Source organism: Bacillus cereus group sp. MYBK139-1, assembly GCF_051916915.1.
Classification (GTDB): Bacteria; Bacillota; Bacilli; order Bacillales; family Bacillaceae_G; genus Bacillus_A; species Bacillus_A pacificus.
Window position 1 is genome coordinate 155,771 of the sequence record NZ_JBQAHO010000003.1, and the last position, 21,177, is coordinate 176,947.

The following is a 21,177-nucleotide window of genomic DNA, read 5'->3' on the forward strand; positions in this document are numbered from 1 at the left end:
ATATATTTGTAAAAATTTCATAGTTAGCATACGAGTATATCACAATTCAACAATGTTTTCTGAAAATATTGAAAATATTTGTCAGAAACTTTATAATCGCCATAGAGGGAATTTAATGGGGATTTTATCTTTGTTTTATCTACAAAATATTTGATAATTCACTACATAAATACAAAATCCGATTGCATTATCACGTATTCTGTAGCAGCAGTTATGACCGATAATTAGGGAGGAATTACATTTGTACAAAGATAAGACTGACGCATTGGATCAAGAATGGATTGATTTAATACTTGAAGCTCTAGACGCTGGCATTGCACTACAAGATATCGAACATTTTTTCCAACGTATGAAACCATCTAGTCAGGCTCAATAGGTTTGTTCTTTTTAGCGAAGTTTATGTTATAATAATGACATCATAAGACGACGACATATTGATAGAAAGGTGCGCAAATATGATTGGAGAACGTATAAAACGCCTTCGCTTACAAAAAGGTATTTCATTAACTGAACTTGCCGAAAAAGCTGGTGTTGCTAAATCTTACATTAGTTCTATAGAACGAAATTTACAAAAAAACCCTTCCATTCAATTTCTTGAAAAGATCGCAGCAGTTCTACAAATTCCAGTTGATACTTTACTTCATGATGAAACAACAAAGGAAAATCAATTAGACTCCGAATGGACACAACTCGTTAAAGATGCGATGAGCTCTGGCGTCTCCAAAGAACAATTTCGTGAATTTCTTGAATTTACAAAATGGAAGCAAGATCAAAAATAATAAATAGAAAGAAGTGCTTACAATCAGCACTTCTTTTTTCTTTATAAAAAAAGCGGGGGATACCCGCTTTTTTATTATTTTTCTTCGCCAGCTTCTTGATTAGCATTGAATGTCCATTCTAAATTCAATGAATCACCTTGGAAGATATTTTGGTCTTTTCCATCATCTACAAATTCAAATTGTACCCATAAATAATCCTCTGTACCAGCTTCTAATCCACCCTTTTCTCCCCACTCAGGAGCAAAGATGTCTTTAGCTAAAAGATCTGGATCAGTTTTTTGTAAGTCTGCTAAAGTTGTTTCATATACAGGCTCACTTTGTTTATCCCAGTTCCAAAGGAATTTCACTTTAATGTGCTTACCAAAGTCTTCACCAGCATTATCGCCTTTTGCATCTTTCACGGTATACTTTGTCGCTAATTTAACGTCTTTAATTGTTAATGAACCGCTATTCTTTAATAAGAACTCTTTCTTAACAGAATCCCCTGGTTTTAAATCTTTAATATCTACAAGCGTTTTAGGGTCTAATGTAAGATCTAACGTCCCAGCCGCAAATGTATTATTCGATACTTCTTTATCGCTAAAGTATGCGAATGTTCCTCCACCAATTAAAGATAACCCCAATGCTGCTGATGCAACTCCCATACCTAATTTCTTTTTCAGACTCACAATCAATTCCCCCTAGCTGTTTTTTATATTTTTATTGCTATCTCTTATTTAAAATAAGAGATGTAACTAAAACTATATTAGCATTAGCTAATATTTGTTCTTTTTTAAAAACCTTACGTTCATTATAACGAACAACCCTATATAAATACAACAAATATTTATTAATATTTTCAGTTATTTTTATTTCTCAATATTATTCTGAAATTTCCGAAAAAAATCGAGAAATAAAGAAAAACTTTAATTAATATTCCCTATCTATACTAATTATTAATCTTCAACATCATATTGCCAATTAATTTTCTCATATCTGTTTTTTGACGTAGATTGTTAAAATAAAGAGGACACGCCGAATAGGTGAGTCGCAATATTCTCTCACCTACTCAGCCTTTATAACCACTATTCGCTCTATATGTTACTGCATTTTACTTGCTATTCTTGTTTCTAACTCTCTTCTTGCTTTTTTGCTTCCTCTTGTTTCTTCTTCTCTTCTAGTTTTTTCGCTTCTTCTTGTTTCTTACTCTCTTCTAGCTTTTTCGCTTCTTCTTGTTTCTTACTCTCTTCTAGCTTTTTCGCTTCTTCTTGTTTCTTACTCTCTTCTAGCTTTTTCGTTTCTTCTTGTTTCTTACTCTCTTCTAGTTTTTTCGCTTCTTCTTGTTTCTTCTTCTCTTCTAATTCCTTTTGCTTCTCAACCTCACTCACTTGGTTTGCTGTTTCATCTACTAATAACTTCTCAAAATCTTGAATTTTTTTATCAATCACTTGTAAATTAACTTCTTTATCAACATACTCACAGTTTTCTTTCACTATATGAAAACCAGCATTCACATACGAGAATACTTGCTTATTCGATTCAGTTGTATTTCCTTTTAACTCTTCTTGTATTTGATTATAAGGTTCTTCTATTGATTTATATACTTTTTGTAACGCTTCTCTCTCAGCAGTTATTTTCTCACGCCCTTGCTTCCACGTAATAAGCGCCTGTTCTAACTCTTGAATGGAGGTAGCAGTTTCTTTTGATTTCATCCCTTCATACTCATGCAAAATGACTTCCTTATGTTCCTTAGCTTGTTCTATTAATTGATCAACTGTTTTTGGAAAAATACTTGCTGTCGAAATTGTAGCCGTTACTTTCGTTTCATGAACGAATGACGCTTCTGTATAAGTCATCATTTGAGAGCCTAAATAAAAAGTAATAGAACACAAACATGGCAATATAAGCATCTTTTTGAATTTGCGAGGTGGCTTCAGCATTTTAATCTCTCCTATCGAACAACTCGTTCTTTATCAAGAACTATATCTTTATTATAATAAAGTGAATTACAAAATGATATACAAATTATGTTTCTTTTTATATTTCTCTTTTAACATAAAAAGAGACTACCGCTTTTGATAGTCTCTTTTTGTTGTCCTTATTGTTTTCCTTCAGCATCGCCTTGTTGTGCATCAAACGTCCAAGTTAATTGTAACTTATCGCCTTGGAATTCATTTTGATCTTTTTTATTATCAACAAACTCAAATTTCACTTTGAATTTATCAGATTTACCTGCAGAAATACCTTTTTCATCCCAGAACCAAGCAGCTAAATCGTTATTTACCGCAGTAAGTGTGTCACCCTTCAATTTATCTAGCGTTGTTTCCTTTACGATTGTTTCATGCTTGTCTACATTTTTTAAGAATGTTACTTTAATATGCTTACCAAAATCATCTTTATTATCTTTCTTCACATCTTCTACTGTATAATCTGTTTTTAGTAGTACTTTTTTAATATCTAATGTCCCTTTATTTTCTAATTTAAATTCTTTTTCAACTGTATCACCAGGTTTTAAATTGGATACATTAACAACTGTTGATGGATTTAATGCTAAATCCAGCGTACCAGCCGCAAATGTATTGTTTGACACTTCTTTATCACTGAAAAATGCAAACGTTCCTCCGCCAACTAATGCAGCCCCTAATACTGCTGATGCGATACCCATTCCTAATTTTTTCTTTAAAGTCATGTCCATATCCCCTTAATATATATTTGTTAATTTCCTAATAGGAAACTATAACCAAAATAACTAGACGGATTGTTCTACTTTTTTCTCTTTCTTTTCTCCATCAATGCTACGAATCGCACTAAAAATAGTAATCGCTGAATAGCCTAGTAAAAAGATTCCTGGAATAATAAGAAGTAAAGCAGCTCCAGCTTTTGAATTCGCATAATTTAATGCATACCCTGCATAAGGAACTGTAATATCTGCATATTTCCCAATGACATTATCCGCAAGTACTGGTTCTAAATCAGGGCCATTGTTGTTATCCCCTTTTGTTTCATACATTACTTTTCCATTTGTATCTTTCACACCGATAATACGGTGAGTGATAATTTTTTCATCTTTCTCTTTAAAAGTAATAACATCACCTTTTTGATATTTAGAGCCATCTTTCGTCGGTTCTATCGCAATGATTGATCCTGTTAAAAATGTTGGTTCCATCGATCCTGATAACACTGATTTAAATTGATATCCCATCACCGTTGGATCCCCACCGCTAGCTTTTGAAGAAATAACTACAAAAGCTAAGCAAACCATTAATGCAAATAAAACAAATGAGATAACGTTGCTAATCACCTTCCAAATTAATTTCATTGTTTCTCTCCCTCTCCGTTGTTTTATATTATTTGAAGTATGCAATATTCACCTTCGTTCTTTAAAAAGAACACAAGTAAATAATATAACGAACGAAATGGAAATGCAATAAGAAAATTTACAATTATTAGTTATTTCCAATATAAAAAGGACTGTGACAAATTCTCTTCACAGCCCTTTAAACTAGTAATTTATTTTTCTTCTGATTTCATTCCTTTTGTATTTCGGCGTAACACTACAAATAAAATGGCTCCAAATAATATGGCAGCACCTATCCCAATGCTTATTATTTTCACGTTTGATTCGTTTACTTCAGGCTCGATCGTATCTTTTTTAGGCATTGCAAAAGTAACATCTTCTTTAGAAAGAACATTAACCGTCGCAATTGTTTGATTATTCTTTGTGATATCAACTGCCCCAACTACCTCACCACGATGAATTCCTTTATGATACAAAGAATCTTTATCTAATGAAGCCGCACGGAAAATCGTCCTCACATTTTTTCCTTCATCTTTCTTAAGCATCACTTCTGCACTTTTTTCAAGCTCGCTATCAATATCTTTATTTAAATACGTTGTCTTTTGGTGCCAAGTATGTTTATCTAATACAGTTTGCTTCACAAATTGACCAAAAGAATAGTCCGCCATCTGCTTTAAATCTTCATAAATTTCAGGTCTTTGAGAAGCCATTACTACATTTATAATACGATTTCCATCCTTCTCATTTAATAGAACGAGCGTATTGCGCGCTTCATTTGTAAAACCTGTCTTACCGCCAATACTAAATGGATTTTCAAAATAAGTAGATTTATTAAAAATGGACACCGTCTGCCTAGATGTCGTAACTGTCGTCCTTTTCGTATTCATCGCTTGCAAAATCTCAGGGTACTTTTGCACACCTCTCGTAATCATAGCCATATCATATGGCGTAGTATAATGATTCGGATCATGCAATCCATTTGGTGTTACAAAATGACTATCGGTAGCCCCTAATTGCTTCGCTCTCTCATTCATCATATGAGCGAAATTCTCAACACTTCCGCCAATACGCTCTGCAATTGCATATGACACATCATTCGCACTTAGCACCATTAAAATCATAAGTGCAGTATTTCTATTAATCGTCTCACCAGGTTGAAACTCAATTTGATAATTACTCTTCTCTTGATCTAATGCTAATTGTGAAAACGTAAATTGATCCTCTGGCTTCGTATGCTCCATAAGTAAAATCGCCGTTAACACTTTCGTCATACTAGCCGGAAATGCACGATGATGTGCGTTTTTATCATACAAAATATCTCCAGTTTTCGCATCAATCGTAGTTGCAAACTGACTAAAAACATTTGGCCCTTCCTTAGGTGGTGGTGCCACTTGTTCTGGATTCACTCCAACATTCGTCTCAGCACGTAACGTCATAGGTGTCAAAAAAAATAAACAAATAACGGTAATAAAAGCCAAAATTTTCTTAAAATTTACCATATGACTCTCCCTTTTCACTATACTCTCACAGCTTACAAACTGAATCTACCAATCTATATGTAATTTGTATTAAATTGGAAGAACATTCACTGTTTTTTACTATATCATACTTTTACGATGAAGAACATAAATATACAATAAAAAATAAGAAAGAATTATTCTTTCTTATCCTTCTCATCAATTAATGAATCTATTAAATTTTGACTAGCTTCCTCAGGTGTAATCTCATCTGTCATCCCCATAAACGACCAACCTTTAGAATCGACCCACTCAACAAACTCTTGCAAAAACTCATCATGTGTAACATCCACATCAAGAATTGAGCCATTAATTGAAATCGTTCTATTTTTAGATACGCGCATCTTGAACGTTTTCCTTATCATTACAATAATTCTCCCTCTACTTCTGAATAATTATAAAATAATCTTGTATCTCTGTTATACATGATTTTCAGTAAATTGTAAAAAGGATATATTGGCCAATTTGCATATTGAAACTGAAAATCTATCATCCTGCAAAAATATGAAACGATATGCAAATGATCATAAATTACTAAATACATTCACATAAAAATAAAACAACTTACATTGTATCACACCAAATACAAATGACTTTCGTACAATAGAATGGAATATACTAGAAGAAAACTTATAATGAGGAGGAACTCCATGGCGCGTTGTACGTATTGTAAAACGAAGTGGAAAGTAAAAGATGTGTGGTCGATACTCGTGACATTTGAAAAGGATTACCCGTATTGTTTTGGAAGGCAGTATCTATCTAATGACACCTTTCTTCATGCTAATGCCGCTCTACCTCTATTATTCCTATGTCCTTTACTTGTTGATTTAAACGATGAAAACCCTTTGGATAAATATCTTAAATAATACGACCGCTACATCCTACTAAGTTTTTTCTCATTATTATCCCTTCAGATACTACTCGCATAATTGCATATGATTTCCCTTTTAAAACTTACCACAAAAAATATTGCGAAATTTCAGTTCATTATATATAATTGCTTTAACATAATGATTAAAGATGCTATTACATAAGTATTTTTGAAGATCCCGTAGCTCAGCAGGGAGAGCGCCACCTTGACAGGGTGGAGGTCGTGAGTTCGAGCCTCTCCGGGGTCATAAAACCTAATAGTATCAAGGTTTGAGAGGGTATTCTCAAAAACTAAAACTGTGGAGGTCTCCATCAGACACCACAAGTTAAAAGAGGACTACTTCTAGTCAGCAAATCAGCTGGCTCAGGGGGCATCCTCTTTTTTGTTTCCATAAAACTGAGAAAGGACTGAAAAGAAAATGCTACTTAAGTTTGTATAGTAATTAAAATTATAGTTTTTACACTCGTTGAAATCAGTTAGATAACTCTTAAGACTACCGTTTATTTAACTCAGATCCCCCTAGTTTCGCCTACAATAATCCCCCTCAAATATCCTAATTTAACGATACTCTACTTAGTAATTCTATACAAAAAATATAGCAAGGATTTCTCCCTGCTTCTGTTAGCTTCTTTTATTAAGAAGATTAACCACCAATATTCTTATCTGCCAGTCTATACAGTTTATATCTATTTTGCCCTCTTCTTTTTTCGATTTCTAAATATTACCTCTAACACTACTACTGCGATGAATCCTACAGTTAGTTGTAAACCTGTAAACAGAAGTTTAACATTTAGAGGAATGTCAGGTGCACTCCACATTAACGCTGGAGGAATAAGGATACCAATAATTACAATAATTCTCATTATCTTCCTCATTTTGTTTCTCCTATCATATCTTTAAGATTTATGTTTCTTTTTACAATTCTACTAATTTCTCACGTAGAACCAATTCACTCTCAGTCATATACCCTCTATGCATTTCCTCTACAACCTTTTCATGATTAAAACATAATACTTTTTCATCACCTAGATAGCCTACTGGATAAGGAACACCCACGTAATCAAAATCACGTTTATCTGCTGATACAACCATTCTTCCAATAATCATAACAAATTGTTCTATCTCTTCTAGCTTAACTACTGTTCCGATTGGTAAAAATTTCATAGTTATTCTCCTTTTCTTTTCTTTTTAATAATGTAGTCTATTAAAGTAAGTCCACCTAACCCGATTGCACCATAAATAATCATGCCGAATGTATGTACCATCTTTTCTTTTAATGAAAATGGGGCTATTAGCCCTGCAATGATTACAATTACAATTGCTATCATCATTACGATTCTCGCAATTTTTATCATTATACTACTCCTTTGTATTCTTCTCAAATTTAGCAAAAAAACCTCCGCCATGAGCTTTACCAAAGTATGCACCCACCTCTTGACCGAGATGTATTTTAGCCCCTCCAGTACCAAATCCATATTCTAAACGAACTGTTAAATCATGATCCTTAAAAAATGGGATAAAGTCTGGAATATCAATTTTTTCGAATAAAGCTTCATATTTCTGTGCTGTAACTTCTGCTCCTAACTGAAAAGTATACTCATCTATTCCAACAACAGCAGATGCATCTGCAAACTTTTGTGTAACTGTTGCTTTTTCTGCAAAACCGCTATTTATTTGTTTTTCTATTGAGTCCTCAAAAAGAGAAGCACCAACTTTAAACCCTACTAACCCCCCTCCTGCAACATCACTAATAAATGTCTTCTCGTCCATTGGGACACTGGTCTCTAAGGAGCCATTTCCCCCTTTAAAAGTAAGATTTGTTCCTTTCGAAATTTCATATTCACCTTTTATCAATGAACCTTCTGCTTTCATCCCCACTCGATTTCCTTCTGCTAATTTAAAATCACCTGTTAAAGTTTCGTAATCCCCTTTAAAAGGTTTCCCAGTTAAAATACTGGAGGCTAGTGCAATAGCAACATCCATGTTATCTACTTGCTCAAATTTATTAGCAGAATCAAGAAGAAACTTCTCAAGTGGCTCTAATATGATTATAAATTGTGCCATCTTAAAGGATGAATCACGGAAATCCGTATTAAATTTCATATAGGTTGAGCCCAACCAATTACTAGAAATCATATCAATATCTCGTTTTAGTCGCTCCTGTGTTACAGTTGCATTCGTGATAGTTGATCTAATAGTTCCTGCCACTTTTCGCAACTGTTCAGGAGTAACTTTTATATCCCCCATATCCATTCCCCTTTTAAATATTCATATAGAATATTTTACCACAATAGAGTTTTCGCAACTATGAATATTTTATATAATCTTAAAAATCCGAAGTCTTTTTCTCCTCAGGGGTCCCCTTATGGCACTTGAAATTATAACTTATGCATTTGTGCTAACTCAGTAATATCATCTAGTCCCATTCTACGAAATTATTTCTACTATTAAATATGTAGACTTACCCCCATCCTATTTTTCTAGATAAAACTAAAGAGGTATGCCTATCAACTGTTTCCTGTATAGTATCACTATGTAACGGAGCTACAACAACTTTCATCCCCTATCATCTGCTATAATCATGAAAGAGTGTTGGTGGAGATAGTGAGTTCGATCCTCTCCGGGGGCATAAAAAAAGATAAACCATATCAAACTTCTACGTGATATGGTTTATCTTTTTTATCTAAGCTAATTACTTCCCACCAAACATCTTCTCTAAAGACTTCGCATTTGCAAATAATACTTCTTTCAAGTTATCATCTGCAACGATTTTATAGTCGCCATCTTTGTTTTTCTTTAAGTTCAATGTAACTTCGCGAGTTGCCATGACTGCATCTTTATCTGATAAGTGTTTGACGATTGCTGATGTCATTGTTTTTTCGATTGCTTTTTCAGATTGCTCTTTGTCTTCGCTAAAGGCACTAGCGAAGGCCATTGGCATAACTTCTCCCACTGCTTTTGTTACAGCAACGGATAGATCAGCAGATGTAATTTTCACTTTCACTTCTGCTTTGTCATCCTTTTTCGACACTTCTTCTGGCTTTTCAAATTTAAAGTTTTTCGTAATTGCACTCAGCATTGCTTTTGCCTCAGCATCATCTGTTTTTTCATTTAGTTTATTAAATTCTTTGTCACTCTCAACAAATGTACGAGCCTTTTCTACATCACCTTTTTGTATCGCTGTTAAAAATTCTTCTGTCGTATCTTTCGGATTTGCACATCCTGCTAAAACAACTACTGTTAATCCTACTACCATCATTAACAGCAATAATTTCTTTATCTTTTGCACGCCCATTCTCCTCTTATCTTTTCTAGTAAGTCAGCATTATATAATAGTATGAAACTGACATTACAAACATTTTTTAGTATAGCATTTATAGGATTTATTTTCTATTCATTTCCAAAAGATAAAGAGCCCTGCAGCATTCCTACAAGGCCCTTTTCTATCAATCCGTATCCGTAGCACAAATGAACCACATTTTCTGCTCCTTACTATCTAACACCATCCAAGTAATATCCCACGCAACATCGTAAAACCAATCTGTCCAAGGGCGATAGCTTTCAAAAACTTTAATATCTTCGTATCGATCTTGGAACATATATTGGCATACATTGACTGCTAATTGCTTTGCGATAACTGGTCGTTCCTTAAACCCTCCATATGCTCCACCCCACAAAATTTGCGCGGCAATGCTACCATCAAGCATGACTGCCAGATGTTCTTCAAAATGAAACTTATATTTTTCTGATGTATGTATTTTTAACTCTTCTAAGTTATGTATTATATCTAAAGAGTTAACGATTCTTCTAAAGAAGTGTTCGTGTCCCTCTTTCGAATGTGGTATTTCTTTGAAAAAATTTTCGTTATGTACTTTAAAACAGCTTATAACCGCTCCGCCATTCACGTTTTGTTCCTTGAATGTATGTATGAGTTTCTCAATAGATGAGTCATTCGTTTCTATTTTTTCAAACGTTCCCTCTTTCCATCTCATAACGCTCACTACTCTCTATTAAAAATTTGTTTCTTCATTATAAATAGCAAAATAAAAACCAGTAATTTTAAGATTGCTGGCTTATCTCTTATTCATATTCGAAAAAACAATCACAATTGCCCCAAGCACATAATGCCCCGAAACCATCCACACGCTCCGATCAAAAATCATAATTGACACCCAAAACGATATATTAATAGCAGCAAATAATACATATAAAATGAAGTCTCTTTTTTGTAGCGTCCCTCTATTCATTACAATGTAAATCGCACCGATAGGAGGAAGGATGAAGCAAAGGAAAAAACAAACATTTTTCTTAACGACCATGGATATGAAGTTACTGTCTGCATATGAATCTCCTTTTCACTTTATAGTACTTTTAACATTGGCCTCACGATTCTGTATTCGTCACCATCAGGTTCCTTTATGATTAAAGGTGAATGAGGTTCTGTTTCTTCTATCAATGTGAATACTTCTGTTTTTTCGTTTAATATGTTGGATTCACTATTTTTAATAGGTTTTTCACTTGTTTCAATTTTCTTTGTTACTTCGCCTAGCCTTTGCCCGACTTCTTCTGCTTTGGCAGGTTCATGCGTTACGTAGTATTCTTGTCCCTCCCATACTAACATAGGTGGCACTTGTTCTCGTTTGTTACATATTATATAAGTAGTACTAGCTACAAGTAATAGAAATGTTAATAAAAAGAAGATAGTTTTTTTATTCATATAATATGCTCTCTATCTATCATTTTATTAAATTATATAATATCTACTATATTCAGCAAATGGATTTAGTGGGAATTTTAGGATTTTATAACAAAAAGAAAAACCTTACTCAAGTAAGGTTCATTCTATAGTGACTGATTTATTAAAACGATCATTACGATAATCGCTATAAACATAACAACTAAACAGCCGATCATTTTATAAAAGCCTCGTTTCGTTAACGTCCCACCTTGCACGTCTTTCCGAATAAATAAGAATACGGCTAAAAATAATACAAGTCCAATGCCAAAAGCATACATCATTTGCATATGTTAATCTTCCTTTCTCTCTTCCATCTTAATATCTTTTTGCCAAAACAACAAACGAGATAAAGACGGTACTCATCGTGAGTGCCATAAGTATGTTCAGTAGTTCAACTGCAGATAGTGTAATAACATTTAAGTTTAAGCCAATAGAGAAAAGAAGATAATACGCTGTTAATGCAAAAAAGCTGAAGAACATGCCTTTATAACGAATTAATTTCATCCGCTCGTCTTTTTCTTTAAATTGCGGATGTAAGTAGCTTAAGCAAAAGCACATGATCATCATCGCAAGCACTGTATAAGTTGGAGTTGGTGGTGCAGAATGCGTCATTATACCTGTTAGTATCATAAATCCACTCATAAATAGAAAAATAATCCCCATAATTACGAAGTACTTTTGTGAATAATTCATCTTTACTCCTCCCCTTCTTTTCCTTCATAAATAAATACATGTTCTATCGTTGTCTGAAATGTTTTTGCTATTTCAAATGCTAACGGAAGTGACGGATCGTATTTTCCTTTTTCAATTGAAATGATGGTTTGTCTGGAAACGCCAAGTTTCTCAGCCAATTTTTCTTGAGATAGTCCAAATTTTTTTCGGTATTCGACCATTTTATTTTCCAAGGAAATTTCTCCCTCCTCCCTTATACAGAGTATATACGTAAAGCAAACTTTACGTCAAGTTTCCTTTACATTCATTTTAATTATTATTCACGCTATTATAGAAGAAACTTTTTCAATTTCAGCACGTCTATTTTGTAATGAAACATGGAACAATGTAAATAACTGTTACTATATCTCCACCTCTCTTTTTTTAAAATTTAATATCTCCATATTTGTTTTATCCTTTTAAAATATTTCATTTATCCCTTTATTCCACGAAATACGTTATTGGTTTTACGCTGTTTTTCGTCATATTTATAGAAACTAACTGTTTATGAAGCATTTTTTATGTTTAGCAACTTTTTTTGTAGAAATCCTTCACTTTCCTTTCAATATTTAACACTATCTAAATAAAGTTTACGATAAATTCATAATTTTTTATTTTTTATACTATATTCCGTTATATTGTTGTATAATATCAATGAAAGCGCTTATTATTTCAATATACATAATTCGAACTTATTTTTATCGAAACATTCTAACTATTATACTTATATTTACATGCAACAATTTTAGTTATTTGTATAGGTATACCAAATATATCCACCCTATTTTTCTGTGAAATTACTTTATAACATGAAAGATTAACTTGGGTGATAAGTTATTGTGAATGTTTTTTTACAAAACAGATAAGTAATAGTGTTTGGTATTATGTAAATTATTGTAATAACATAAGAGTAAAGAAAAACATTTACATTGATTATTGGTTCATCAATTATTGAAAAGAGCAAAATGCACCTTTTTGTATGGAAAAAGGATTATATGCATTGGGAGGTTTAAACAAATGACGAGGAAGAATACAACGACAAACCCTTGGGCCAAGTTCCACGGTCCGAACCTTGGTTATGTTATTGAACAGTATGATCTTTACGTAACTGGAGCAGGTTCTGTTGATCCGGAATTACAAGAGCTTTTTGAAATTTTTGGAGCTCCTTCGTTTCAAGATGATGTCGTAACAGGGGACAACACAGCAACACATTTTTCTCCTCAAAACACAGGTAACATTGAAAAAATTCTTAAAGTCGTTCAACTTGTTGAACAGATTCGTTCTTTCGGGCATACGTTGGCTCACATCAATCCGATGGAAGATGCTGCAAATGGACAATCTCTTCTTGAGAAAGCAATGAACGAACTGAGCGATGCTGATTTGAAAGCGATTCCAGCAAAAACAGTATGGCAAGATGCACCAGAAGGTATTCACACTGCACTTGATGTAATTCATAGATTAAAAGAAGTGTATACACAAACTTTAGCTTATGAATTTTCTCATATACAAGATAGTGAAGAACGCGCGTGGTTGCATCAAATGGTGGAATCAAATTCATTGCGTCAACCACTATCAAATAAAAAACGAACTGCTCTTTTAAAACGTTTAACAGCTGTTGAAGGTTTCGAGCAATTCTTGCATAAAACATTCGTTGGGCAAAAGCGTTTCTCTATCGAGGGCGTTGATATGCTTGTACCTGTTCTAGATGAAATTGTGCTAGAAGGTGCTAAAAACGGCGTAGAAGATGTCATGATCGGTATGGCTCACCGCGGTCGTCTAAGCGTACTTGCACACGTATTAGAAAAACCATATAGTCACATGTTTGCCGAGTTCAAACATGCAAAAATAGAAGGCGCAGTAGCAAATTCTGGCTGGACTGGCGACGTAAAATACCATTTAGGTAGAGAACAAGTCGTTAGTAACGAGGAAGTTAGCACTCGCGTTACATTAGCAAATAACCCAAGTCACCTTGAGTTCGTGAATCCTGTTGTAGAAGGTTTCGCACGTGCGGCTCAAGAAAACCGTAAAAAATCTGGTCTTCCAGAACAAGATACTTCAAAATCATTCGTAATTTTAGTTCATGGTGATGCTGCATTCCCTGGTCAAGGTATTGTATCTGAGACACTCAACTTAAGCAGATTGAACGCGTACCAAACAGGCGGAACAATTCATGTTATCGCAAACAATGCAGTTGGTTTTACGACTGATAGCTATGATTCTCGTTCTACAAAATATTCAAGTGACCTTGCAAAGGGTTTCGATATTCCGATTGTTCACGTGAACGCTGATGATCCGGAAGCTTGTCTTGCTGCTGCTAACCTTGCGATTCAATATCGCATGTTGTTCAAAAAAGATTTCTTAATCGATTTAATTGGTTACCGCCGCTACGGTCATAACGAAATGGATGACCCAGCAGTTACACAACCACAAGTGTACAAAAAGATTAAAAATCACCCAACGGTAAGAGCAATTTATGCAGATCAATTACAAGCTGCTGGTGTTCTAAATGCAGATGAAATTGAAACAATTACACAGTTTACGCAAGAGCAATTAAAATCTGACTATGCACAAGTACCGCCAGCTGATACGAGCGATGCAACAATTCACGTTAAAGTGCCAGATGTTGTTGCAAAAGGCATTCAACTAATTGATACTGGTGTTGAAATTGACTCACTTCGTGCAATTAATGAAGGTCTACTATCTTGGCCAGAAGGCTTTAACGTATATCCGAAAGTGAAGAAAATTCTTGAGCGCCGTAAAGATGCTCTTGAAGAGAACGGTAAAATTGAATGGGCACTTGCTGAGTCATTGGCATTCGCTTCTATTTTACAAGAAGGTACGCCAATTCGTTTAACTGGTCAAGATTCACAGCGTGGTACATTCGCGCACCGTCACATCGTATTACACGATACGGATACAAATGAAACATATTCACCATTACATCGCTTACCAAACATCAACGCTTCATTCTCTGTTCATAACAGTCCGTTATCAGAAGCTGCTGTTGTTGGTTACGAGTATGGTTATAACGTATTTGCTCCAGAAACGCTTGTTATGTGGGAAGCGCAATATGGTGACTTCTCAAATACTGCGCAAGCATTATTTGATCAATATGTTTCAGCAGGAAGAGCAAAATGGGGTCAAAAATCTGGTTTAGTTCTTCTATTACCACACGGTTATGAAGGTCAAGGACCAGAGCACTCTAGTGCGCGTCCTGAGCGTTTCTTACAGTTAGCTGCTGAGAACAACTGGACAGTTGCAAACTTAACGAGCGCGGCACAATACTTCCATATTTTACGTCGTCAAGCATCTATCTTAGGAACAGAAGCTGTTCGACCATTAGTACTGATGACGCCGAAGAGTTTATTACGTCACCCACTTACGCTTTCAACTGCTAGTCAGTTAAGCGAAGGTCGTTTCCAACCTGCTTTAGAACAAGAAAACCTTGGCACAAAACCAAACAAAGTAAAACGTCTTGTTTTAAGCACAGGTAAAATGGCGATTGACTTAGCAGCAGAAATCGAGTCTGGTAAACATGAGTACAACTTAGATGAAGTTCATATCGTTCGCATTGAGCAGTTGTACCCATTCCCTGCTGAGAAAGTTCAATCTATTATTAAACGCTTTAAAAACTTAGAAGAAATTATTTGGGTTCAAGAAGAACCTCGTAATATGGGCGCATGGCATTACATGGCTCCAATTCTGTTCGAACTAGCTGGAGATAAAGTGAAAACGGGTTACATTGGACGCCCAGATCGCTCTAGTCCATCTGGTGGCGATCCATTCGCTCACAAAGCTGAGCAAGAACTAATTGTTGCTCACGCTTTAGATGTGAAGTATAACTTCCGTCAAGATAAACTAGAAATTGAAGTTTTCAGCAACTAAAAAGTAACAATGAAGGTTTCTAGCTTGTTCCCCTGGGCAGAATATCTGCCCAGGGGGGCGGCTAACAAATGGAGATTACCGAAGACAAAAGAAGAAAAAACACACCGTTAGGCAAATAAGGGGAGGACATTTAAAATGATCGAAATTAAAGTACCTGAGCTTGCAGAATCTATTACAGAAGGAACTATTTCACAATGGCTTATCAACGTAGGCGACAAAGTTGAGAAAGGTGGCAGCGTTGTTGAGCTTGAAACTGATAAAGTCAATGTAGAAATCATTGCAGAAGATTCAGGTATTGTATCGAAGTTACTAGGCGAACCTGGGGATACAGTTGAAGTTGGCGCAACTATCGCAATTTTAGATGCAAACGGAGCACCAGTTGCAGTAAGTACACCTGCACCGGCTGCTGAGCAACCAAAACAAGAAACAGCTGAAGCACCAAAAGCTGCGGCACCAAGTGCTGAACAAACTGCAACTCTACAAGGTTTACCAAATACAAACCGTCCTATCGCATCACCAGCTGCTAGAAAAATGGCTCGTGAATTAGGAATCGACTTAAACGACGTACGTAGCACAGATCCACTTGGACGTGTGAGACCACACGATGTACAAGCTCATGCTGCAGCACCAAAAGAAGCACCAGCTGCTCCAAAAAGTCCAGCTCCTGCTCCAGTTGCAAAAACTGAATTTGAAAAACCAGTTGAGCGCGTGAAAATGTCCCGCCGCCGTCAAACAATTGCAAAACGCCTTGTAGAAGTTCAACAAACATCTGCAATGTTAACAACATTTAACGAAGTTGATATGACTGCAATCATGGAATTACGTAAAGAGCGTAAAGATGCTTTCGAGAAAAAACATGATGTACGTCTTGGTTTCATGTCATTCTTCACAAAAGCAGTTGTTGCAGCATTAAAACAATTCCCATTATTAAATGCTGAAATTCAAGGTGACGAGCTTATCATTAAAAAATTCTATGATATCGGTATTGCAGTAGCAGCTCCAGATGGATTAGTTGTTCCAGTTGTACGCGATGCGAACCAATTAAACTTCGCTGAAATCGAAAGCGAAATTCGTGAATTAGGTAAAAAAGCACGTGACAACAAACTTTCATTAAAAGAACTACAAGGTGGTACATTCACAATTACAAACGGTGGTGTGTTCGGTTCTCTAATGTCAACACCGATCCTAAACAGTCCACAAGTTGGTATTTTAGGAATGCACAAAATCCAAGTACGTCCTGTTGCAATTGATGCAGAACGTATGGAAAACCGTCCAATGATGTACATCGCTTTATCTTACGATCACCGTATTGTTGATGGTAAAGAAGCAGTTAGCTTCCTTGTTGCTGTTAAAGATATGCTTGAAGATCCAAAATCATTATTATTAGAAGGTTGATAGATTAATAATCTATTATATAAAGGCTGTAGAATAATCATTCTACAGCCTTTTTTGCGTTCATACGGGACAAATCGCATGACATAAGCTAATAATGTATGCCTATAACGTAAGGAGGATTAAAATGAGTAACCTTCCAATTCATGCAAAATTGAAAGCAAATAAGGATACCTTCTTCCTCCCCGACTCAAACGGGGGTGTCTATTTTCGAAATAACGCCAGTTCATTTCGGATGGACGGTGATGGAATTTATAATTGGATTGAAAAATTAATGCCGATGTTTAACGGTAATTATTCTTTAGCAGAAATAACGGATGGGCTCCCTCTTCCCTATCAAAATCGTGTACTTGAAATTGGAGAGATTTTATATACAAATGGATTTGTCCGTGATGTAAGTCAAGACGCACCTCACGAATTAAACAGCGCATTACTTGATAGATACGCTTCACAAATTGAATTTCTAGAAGCAGATTCTCACTCAGGCGCATTAAAATTCGAAACGTACCGCAAAGCGAATGTCCTTATAATTGGTTCTGGAGATATGCTTACTTCCTTAGTTTCTTCTTTATTAGAATCCGGATTACCTACCTTTCATTACCTTGTGACAGATTATGAAGAAACGAATTACGACCGCATTCATGAGCTAATAGAACTTGCACATGAAGTGGATGATACTGTACTTGTTCAAGAAATAGATACGACAATTGATCGTCCTCTGCATGAAGTGTTCGAGCCTTTCGACTGGATTTTGTACGTTTCTCAAAATGGAGATATTGATGGCCTAAGAGCAGCTCACACGATTTGCAAAGAAGTAGGAAAGAACTTCATACCAGCCGTCTGTTTATCAACACTTGGTATAGCTGGTCCTGTCGTAATGGCTAATCGTGAAGAATGCTGGGAATCCGCATGGCATCGGCTACATGAAACGACTTTACAAAATGAAAATTCATCAGCCGCCTTCTCCCCTATTACATCTGCAATGCTAGCAAATATAATCGTTTTTGAATTATTTAAGCACGTTGCTAATGATTCTTACCGAGAAAAAGAACCTCAATTCTTTTTATTAAATTATGAAACACTCGAAGGAACATGGCATCCCTTTATAAAACATCCTCTCGCAACTGATGAAAGTTTTACAATTGATACGATAGAAAATCTTTCTGAACAACTTGAGCATCGGTCTATCCAGCATACTTCAACTGATTTATTCCGTTTTTTCGATTCATTAACTTCTAAAGAAGCTGGTATATTCCATGTATGGGATGAAGAAGATTTATATCAATTACCATTATCACAATGCAATATTCAAGTAGCTACACCTCTATCAGATGGCCCAGCTTCCCTCCTCCCTCTTATGACTTGCGCTGGTTTAACTCACAATGAAGCGCGCCGAGAAGCTGGTTTAGTAGGAATTGAAACATACGTAGCAGAAATTATGCACCGCCTTATCCCTGAACATACCGATATCGGTATTGGCGCTGGAGAAACGATGACAGAGGGTGTATACCGGGCATTACAACAACATTTAAATCACAAACTGTATGAACGACAATCACATATGCTAGAAGAAATTACGACGATCGACTTAACCGAAATTCATGATAAACATTGTAGATTTTATTACGATGCCCTCGCTACAATTCATGAAACACCTAAAATCGCAATGGGTGAAGATATTCTCAGCTTTCCAGTCGTTTGGGTCGATATAAATGATCGATGGTATGGTGCATCTAATATTAATATGACGTTAGCCTTACGAAACGCACTACAACTATCACTTCTTCATAGTCAAAATGAAGAGACTCCTTACAGAACTAATATTTTGCCTGAATCCTCTATCATTTTATATGATACTGATTCTTTTAGATTAGAAATACAAGAGGAAGAAGAAATTCCAAGTACGCAATCTGTACAGCTCGCCTTACAACATTTAGAAGAACATAATTTCTATCCATTTGTATTTGATTTGGCAATTGAATCATTTTTGAAAGAAAACTTAGATGGTGTGTACGGGGTTTTAATTGCAAAGGAGGATAGTCTATGACTCAAAATATATTACTTATAGGAGATGGCCTTCTTGCAGACTATGTACATGATCAGTTATGCAAACAATACTCCATCATGCGCCAACATACAATCGCAGACGAACTCCCTGAAAATATCGACCTCGCTCTCGTATTACATGACGGCTCTCCTTCTACGATTCATCATGACGCTGAGCTAACTTTCCGGTCAAATCATATTCCGTGGCTACGTGGTTTTACTTCATTTGGTGAAGGTATTATCGGTCCTTATATTCATCCTCTTGCAGCGGGATGTACTCATTGTGCCGATGGACGACGCTTTATCGCTGGATTTGATCAAAAAGAAATGTGGGAGTTACAACGAAAATATGCGGTAAAAGAAGAAAACGTAACGAGGCGTGATGTACGTGCCACCCAAAATGGCATTCTGCAAATGTGCCATCTTATTTGCGCAGAAACAGAGAAAATATTAACTCATACTCATTCTTCTTTAGAAAATGAACTCATTTTACTAAACTTACAAACACTGCAATGTACGCGGCATTCTTTTCTTCCAGATCCGCTCTGTCCTGTATGTAGTAATTTGCCTGATGACACGGCAGATGCAGCAGCGATTTCATTACAACCGAGCTTAAAAACAAGTGATGCAACATATCGCTGTCGTTCCATTCATGAACTAAACACATTTTTAACGAAGGACTATTTAGATTACCGAGTCGGTATGTTGAACGGAAAAATGCAGCATTCTTTATTACCATTTGCTGACGTTATTATAAACATGCCATTAATGTTTGGAAATGAAGGGGTTGCAGGCCGAACTCTTTCATTTTCAATAAGTGAAGCAACTGCCATTTTAGAAGGTTTAGAACGATATTGTGGTATGTCACCTCGAGGAAAAAAGACAAATGTGCATGGTAGTTTTCATGATTTAGAGGATTATGCACTAAATCCCCTTACGCTCGGTGTACATACAAATGAACACTATAATCGTGATGGTTTTCCATTTAAACCGTTTGACCCTGACTATGAACAAAACTGGGTATGGGGATATTCATTGTCACAAAACCGGCCAATTTTAGTTCCTGAATCAATCGCTTATTATAGCCTCGGTCATCGAGATGCTTACGTATATGAAACATCAAATGGCTGTGCCATTGGTGGTAGCTTAGAAGAAGCAATTTTTCACGGTATTTTAGAAGTTGTAGAGCGTGACGCCTTTTTGCTCACTTGGTATGCTGAGTTACCTCTTCCGCGCCTTGATCTTAGTTCAGCAAACGATACAGAATTACAATTAATGATCCAGCGGCTGTACACGATTACTGGGTATGAGTTATATGCTTTTAACGCAACGATGGAACATGGTATTCCAAGCTTATGGGTAATTGCGAAAAATACGCGTGAACATGGAATGAACGTTGTTTGTGCTGGAGGCTCTCATTTGGATCCCGTCCGCGCTTTAAAGAGTGCCATTCACGAAATAGCAGGCATGTTACTTATAACAGACGATGAGCTTGAACAAAAAAGAGAGCACTACGAAAACTGCTTACAAGACCCTTATCTCGTTAGCCAAATGGGAGACCATAGTATGTTGTACGGATTGAAAGAAGCGGAAGAACGTCTTCACTTTCTTCTGCGTAACGATGCCCCGATGCAAACGTTCCAAGAAATGAACAGGTTACAATCATTTGATCTTGATTTAACATCCGATCTTCATCAACTTTTAAACCGTCTAGGGCAATCTGGACTTGAAGTAATCATTGTAGATCAAACCGTACCTCTTATAGAAAAAAACGGATTACATTGTGTAAAAGTCATTATTCCAGGCATGCTACCGATGACGTTCGGTCACCATCTTACTCGGGTTACAGGACTGGATAGAGTGTATACCGTACCGATGACGCTTGGATATAGCGCTGAGCCTTTAACAAATGAACAATTAAATCCACATCCGCATCCGTTTCCATAGTAAAGGAGGGATTC

The 21,177-nt window shown here is 35.8% G+C and carries 23 protein-coding genes, 1 tRNA gene and 1 pseudogene; 8 read left to right on the top strand and 17 right to left on the bottom strand.

Going from position 1 to position 21,177, the window contains the following annotated elements:
* Positions 1-241 precede the first annotated feature (241 nt).
* Both ACTFRS_RS17820 and ACTFRS_RS17825 read left to right on the top strand, forming a co-directional pair.
* On the top strand, positions 242-376 hold the full coding sequence (locus ACTFRS_RS17820) for an anti-repressor SinI family protein (protein WP_000276217.1): 135 nt from the start codon (positions 242-244) through the stop codon (positions 374-376).
* Positions 377-455: 79 nt separating this feature from the next.
* Positions 456-779: a helix-turn-helix domain-containing protein gene (locus ACTFRS_RS17825; RefSeq protein WP_139869697.1), complete on the top strand. Its 324-nt coding sequence runs from the start codon at positions 456-458 to the stop codon at positions 777-779.
* A gap of 74 nt (positions 780-853) precedes the next feature.
* Here the strand turns inward: ACTFRS_RS17825 and calY are convergent, their stop codons facing one another.
* From calY to ACTFRS_RS17855, 6 genes are all read right to left on the bottom strand, one after another.
* Positions 854-1,447 carry a biofilm matrix protein CalY gene (calY, locus tag ACTFRS_RS17830; RefSeq protein ID WP_070805540.1) on the bottom strand — a complete coding sequence of 198 codons (594 nt, stop codon included), beginning with the start codon at positions 1,445-1,447 and terminating at the stop codon, positions 854-856.
* A gap of 441 nt (positions 1,448-1,888) precedes the next feature.
* Positions 1,889-2,698, bottom strand: a complete 810-nt coding sequence (locus ACTFRS_RS17835) for a DUF4047 domain-containing protein (RefSeq protein ID WP_440023530.1) — start codon at positions 2,696-2,698, stop codon at positions 1,889-1,891.
* Positions 2,699-2,856: 158 nt separating this feature from the next.
* Positions 2,857-3,447, bottom strand: a complete 591-nt coding sequence (locus ACTFRS_RS17840) for a CalY family protein (RefSeq protein WP_098556540.1) — start codon at positions 3,445-3,447, stop codon at positions 2,857-2,859.
* 60 nt (positions 3,448-3,507) lie between these two features.
* Positions 3,508-4,077, bottom strand: coding sequence for a signal peptidase I SipW (sipW, locus tag ACTFRS_RS17845; protein ID WP_000767811.1), 570 nt, complete (start codon positions 4,075-4,077; stop codon positions 3,508-3,510).
* Between the two features lie 191 nt (positions 4,078-4,268).
* A complete protein-coding gene (locus ACTFRS_RS17850; protein WP_440023528.1) occupies positions 4,269-5,555 on the bottom strand; it encodes a D-alanyl-D-alanine carboxypeptidase family protein in 1,287 nt (428 codons plus the stop codon).
* A 155-nt stretch (positions 5,556-5,710) separates the two neighbouring features.
* Positions 5,711-5,938: a hypothetical protein gene (locus ACTFRS_RS17855; protein ID WP_431085377.1), complete on the bottom strand. Its 228-nt coding sequence runs from the start codon at positions 5,936-5,938 to the stop codon at positions 5,711-5,713.
* A gap of 285 nt (positions 5,939-6,223) precedes the next feature.
* Here ACTFRS_RS17855 and ACTFRS_RS17860 point away from each other — a divergent pair, with 285 nt between their 5' ends.
* Positions 6,224-6,439, top strand: coding sequence for a hypothetical protein (locus ACTFRS_RS17860; protein WP_139869736.1), 216 nt, complete (start codon positions 6,224-6,226; stop codon positions 6,437-6,439).
* A gap of 179 nt (positions 6,440-6,618) precedes the next feature.
* A tRNA-Val gene (locus ACTFRS_RS17865) sits at positions 6,619-6,691 on the top strand.
* A gap of 439 nt (positions 6,692-7,130) precedes the next feature.
* On the opposite strand, the gene ACTFRS_RS17870 is transcribed toward ACTFRS_RS17865, so the two are convergent.
* The 11 genes and pseudogenes from ACTFRS_RS17870 to ACTFRS_RS17920 form a co-directional block, all read right to left on the bottom strand.
* Entirely contained in the window at positions 7,131-7,319 is a 189-nt protein-coding gene (locus ACTFRS_RS17870; protein ID WP_440023525.1) for a hypothetical protein, read from the bottom strand.
* A gap of 40 nt (positions 7,320-7,359) precedes the next feature.
* Positions 7,360-7,608, bottom strand: a complete 249-nt coding sequence (locus tag ACTFRS_RS17875; RefSeq protein ID WP_440023523.1) for a DUF4176 domain-containing protein — start codon at positions 7,606-7,608, stop codon at positions 7,360-7,362.
* 2 nt (positions 7,609-7,610) lie between these two features.
* The gene (locus ACTFRS_RS17880; RefSeq protein WP_000589989.1) at positions 7,611-7,799 is read right to left on the bottom strand and encodes a hypothetical protein; all 189 of its coding nucleotides are present in this window, start codon (positions 7,797-7,799) and stop codon (positions 7,611-7,613) included.
* A 4-nt stretch (positions 7,800-7,803) separates the two neighbouring features.
* Positions 7,804-8,691 (bottom strand): WXG100 family type VII secretion target, encoded by an 888-nt coding sequence (locus ACTFRS_RS17885; protein ID WP_440023522.1) that lies wholly within the window; start codon positions 8,689-8,691, stop codon positions 7,804-7,806.
* Positions 8,692-9,136: 445 nt separating this feature from the next.
* Positions 9,137-9,733 carry a hypothetical protein gene (locus tag ACTFRS_RS17890; protein WP_431085375.1) on the bottom strand — a complete coding sequence of 199 codons (597 nt, stop codon included), beginning with the start codon at positions 9,731-9,733 and terminating at the stop codon, positions 9,137-9,139.
* 157 nt (positions 9,734-9,890) lie between these two features.
* The gene (locus ACTFRS_RS17895) at positions 9,891-10,436 is read right to left on the bottom strand and encodes a hypothetical protein (protein WP_440023520.1); all 546 of its coding nucleotides are present in this window, start codon (positions 10,434-10,436) and stop codon (positions 9,891-9,893) included.
* Positions 10,437-10,517: 81 nt separating this feature from the next.
* A pseudogene (locus ACTFRS_RS17900) lies at positions 10,518-10,786 on the bottom strand (hypothetical protein).
* Positions 10,787-10,804: 18 nt separating this feature from the next.
* Positions 10,805-11,161 (bottom strand): hypothetical protein, encoded by a 357-nt coding sequence (locus tag ACTFRS_RS17905; RefSeq protein WP_440023519.1) that lies wholly within the window; start codon positions 11,159-11,161, stop codon positions 10,805-10,807.
* Positions 11,162-11,286: 125 nt separating this feature from the next.
* Positions 11,287-11,469 carry a DUF3976 domain-containing protein gene (locus tag ACTFRS_RS17910; protein ID WP_001178300.1) on the bottom strand — a complete coding sequence of 61 codons (183 nt, stop codon included), beginning with the start codon at positions 11,467-11,469 and terminating at the stop codon, positions 11,287-11,289.
* Positions 11,470-11,497: 28 nt separating this feature from the next.
* Positions 11,498-11,875 (bottom strand): hypothetical protein, encoded by a 378-nt coding sequence (locus ACTFRS_RS17915; protein ID WP_001109914.1) that lies wholly within the window; start codon positions 11,873-11,875, stop codon positions 11,498-11,500.
* Positions 11,876-11,877: 2 nt separating this feature from the next.
* Positions 11,878-12,087 (bottom strand): helix-turn-helix transcriptional regulator, encoded by a 210-nt coding sequence (locus tag ACTFRS_RS17920; RefSeq protein ID WP_000428510.1) that lies wholly within the window; start codon positions 12,085-12,087, stop codon positions 11,878-11,880.
* 823 nt (positions 12,088-12,910) lie between these two features.
* On the opposite strand from ACTFRS_RS17920, the gene odhA reads away from it, so the two are divergent.
* The 4 genes from odhA to ACTFRS_RS17940 all read left to right on the top strand — a co-directional run bounded on the left by odhA (position 12,911) and on the right by ACTFRS_RS17940 (position 21,163).
* Positions 12,911-15,778, top strand: a complete 2,868-nt coding sequence (gene odhA / locus ACTFRS_RS17925; RefSeq protein WP_440023516.1) for a 2-oxoglutarate dehydrogenase E1 component — start codon at positions 12,911-12,913, stop codon at positions 15,776-15,778.
* Between the two features lie 135 nt (positions 15,779-15,913).
* The gene (gene odhB / locus ACTFRS_RS17930) at positions 15,914-17,173 is read left to right on the top strand and encodes a 2-oxoglutarate dehydrogenase complex dihydrolipoyllysine-residue succinyltransferase (protein ID WP_000569897.1); all 1,260 of its coding nucleotides are present in this window, start codon (positions 15,914-15,916) and stop codon (positions 17,171-17,173) included.
* Positions 17,174-17,297: 124 nt separating this feature from the next.
* Positions 17,298-19,217, top strand: coding sequence for a putative thiazole-containing bacteriocin maturation protein (locus tag ACTFRS_RS17935; RefSeq protein ID WP_440023514.1), 1,920 nt, complete (start codon positions 17,298-17,300; stop codon positions 19,215-19,217).
* Positions 19,214-21,163, top strand: a complete 1,950-nt coding sequence (locus tag ACTFRS_RS17940; protein ID WP_139869739.1) for a TOMM precursor leader peptide-binding protein — start codon at positions 19,214-19,216, stop codon at positions 21,161-21,163. Before ACTFRS_RS17935 ends, ACTFRS_RS17940 begins: the two co-directional genes overlap by 4 nt.
* The last annotated feature ends 14 nt before the right edge of the window (positions 21,164-21,177 follow it).

Bases quoted from the DNA above. Each gene is read 5' to 3' on its own strand.
- ACTFRS_RS17915 (WP_001109914.1), bottom strand. From the start codon at position 11,875: ATGAATTATTCACAAAAGTACTTCGTAATTATGGGGATTATTTTTCTA.
- ACTFRS_RS17940 (WP_139869739.1), top strand. From the start codon at position 19,214: ATGACTCAAAATATATTACTTATAGGAGATGGCCTTCTTGCAGACTAT.
- ACTFRS_RS17910 (WP_001178300.1), bottom strand. From the start codon at position 11,469: ATGCAAATGATGTATGCTTTTGGCATTGGACTTGTATTATTTTTAGCC.
- ACTFRS_RS17880 (WP_000589989.1), bottom strand. From the start codon at position 7,799: ATGATAAAAATTGCGAGAATCGTAATGATGATAGCAATTGTAATTGTA.
- ACTFRS_RS17840 (WP_098556540.1), bottom strand. From the start codon at position 3,447: ATGACTTTAAAGAAAAAATTAGGAATGGGTATCGCATCAGCAGTATTA.
- ACTFRS_RS17885 (WP_440023522.1), bottom strand. From the start codon at position 8,691: ATGGGGGATATAAAAGTTACTCCTGAACAGTTGCGAAAAGTGGCAGGA.
- ACTFRS_RS17850 (WP_440023528.1), bottom strand. From the start codon at position 5,555: ATGGTAAATTTTAAGAAAATTTTGGCTTTTATTACCGTTATTTGTTTA.
- odhB (WP_000569897.1), top strand. From the start codon at position 15,914: ATGATCGAAATTAAAGTACCTGAGCTTGCAGAATCTATTACAGAAGGA.
- ACTFRS_RS17835 (WP_440023530.1), bottom strand. From the start codon at position 2,698: ATGCTGAAGCCACCTCGCAAATTCAAAAAGATGCTTATATTGCCATGT.
- ACTFRS_RS17905 (WP_440023519.1), bottom strand. From the start codon at position 11,161: ATGAATAAAAAAACTATCTTCTTTTTATTAACATTTCTATTACTTGTA.
- sipW (WP_000767811.1), bottom strand. From the start codon at position 4,077: ATGAAATTAATTTGGAAGGTGATTAGCAACGTTATCTCATTTGTTTTA.
- ACTFRS_RS17895 (WP_440023520.1), bottom strand. From the start codon at position 10,436: ATGAGATGGAAAGAGGGAACGTTTGAAAAAATAGAAACGAATGACTCA.
- ACTFRS_RS17870 (WP_440023525.1), bottom strand. From the start codon at position 7,319: ATGAGGAAGATAATGAGAATTATTGTAATTATTGGTATCCTTATTCCT.
- ACTFRS_RS17860 (WP_139869736.1), top strand. From the start codon at position 6,224: ATGGCGCGTTGTACGTATTGTAAAACGAAGTGGAAAGTAAAAGATGTG.
- ACTFRS_RS17935 (WP_440023514.1), top strand. From the start codon at position 17,298: ATGAGTAACCTTCCAATTCATGCAAAATTGAAAGCAAATAAGGATACC.
- ACTFRS_RS17855 (WP_431085377.1), bottom strand. From the start codon at position 5,938: ATGATAAGGAAAACGTTCAAGATGCGCGTATCTAAAAATAGAACGATT.
- odhA (WP_440023516.1), top strand. From the start codon at position 12,911: ATGACGAGGAAGAATACAACGACAAACCCTTGGGCCAAGTTCCACGGT.
- ACTFRS_RS17825 (WP_139869697.1), top strand. From the start codon at position 456: ATGATTGGAGAACGTATAAAACGCCTTCGCTTACAAAAAGGTATTTCA.
- ACTFRS_RS17875 (WP_440023523.1), bottom strand. From the start codon at position 7,608: ATGAAATTTTTACCAATCGGAACAGTAGTTAAGCTAGAAGAGATAGAA.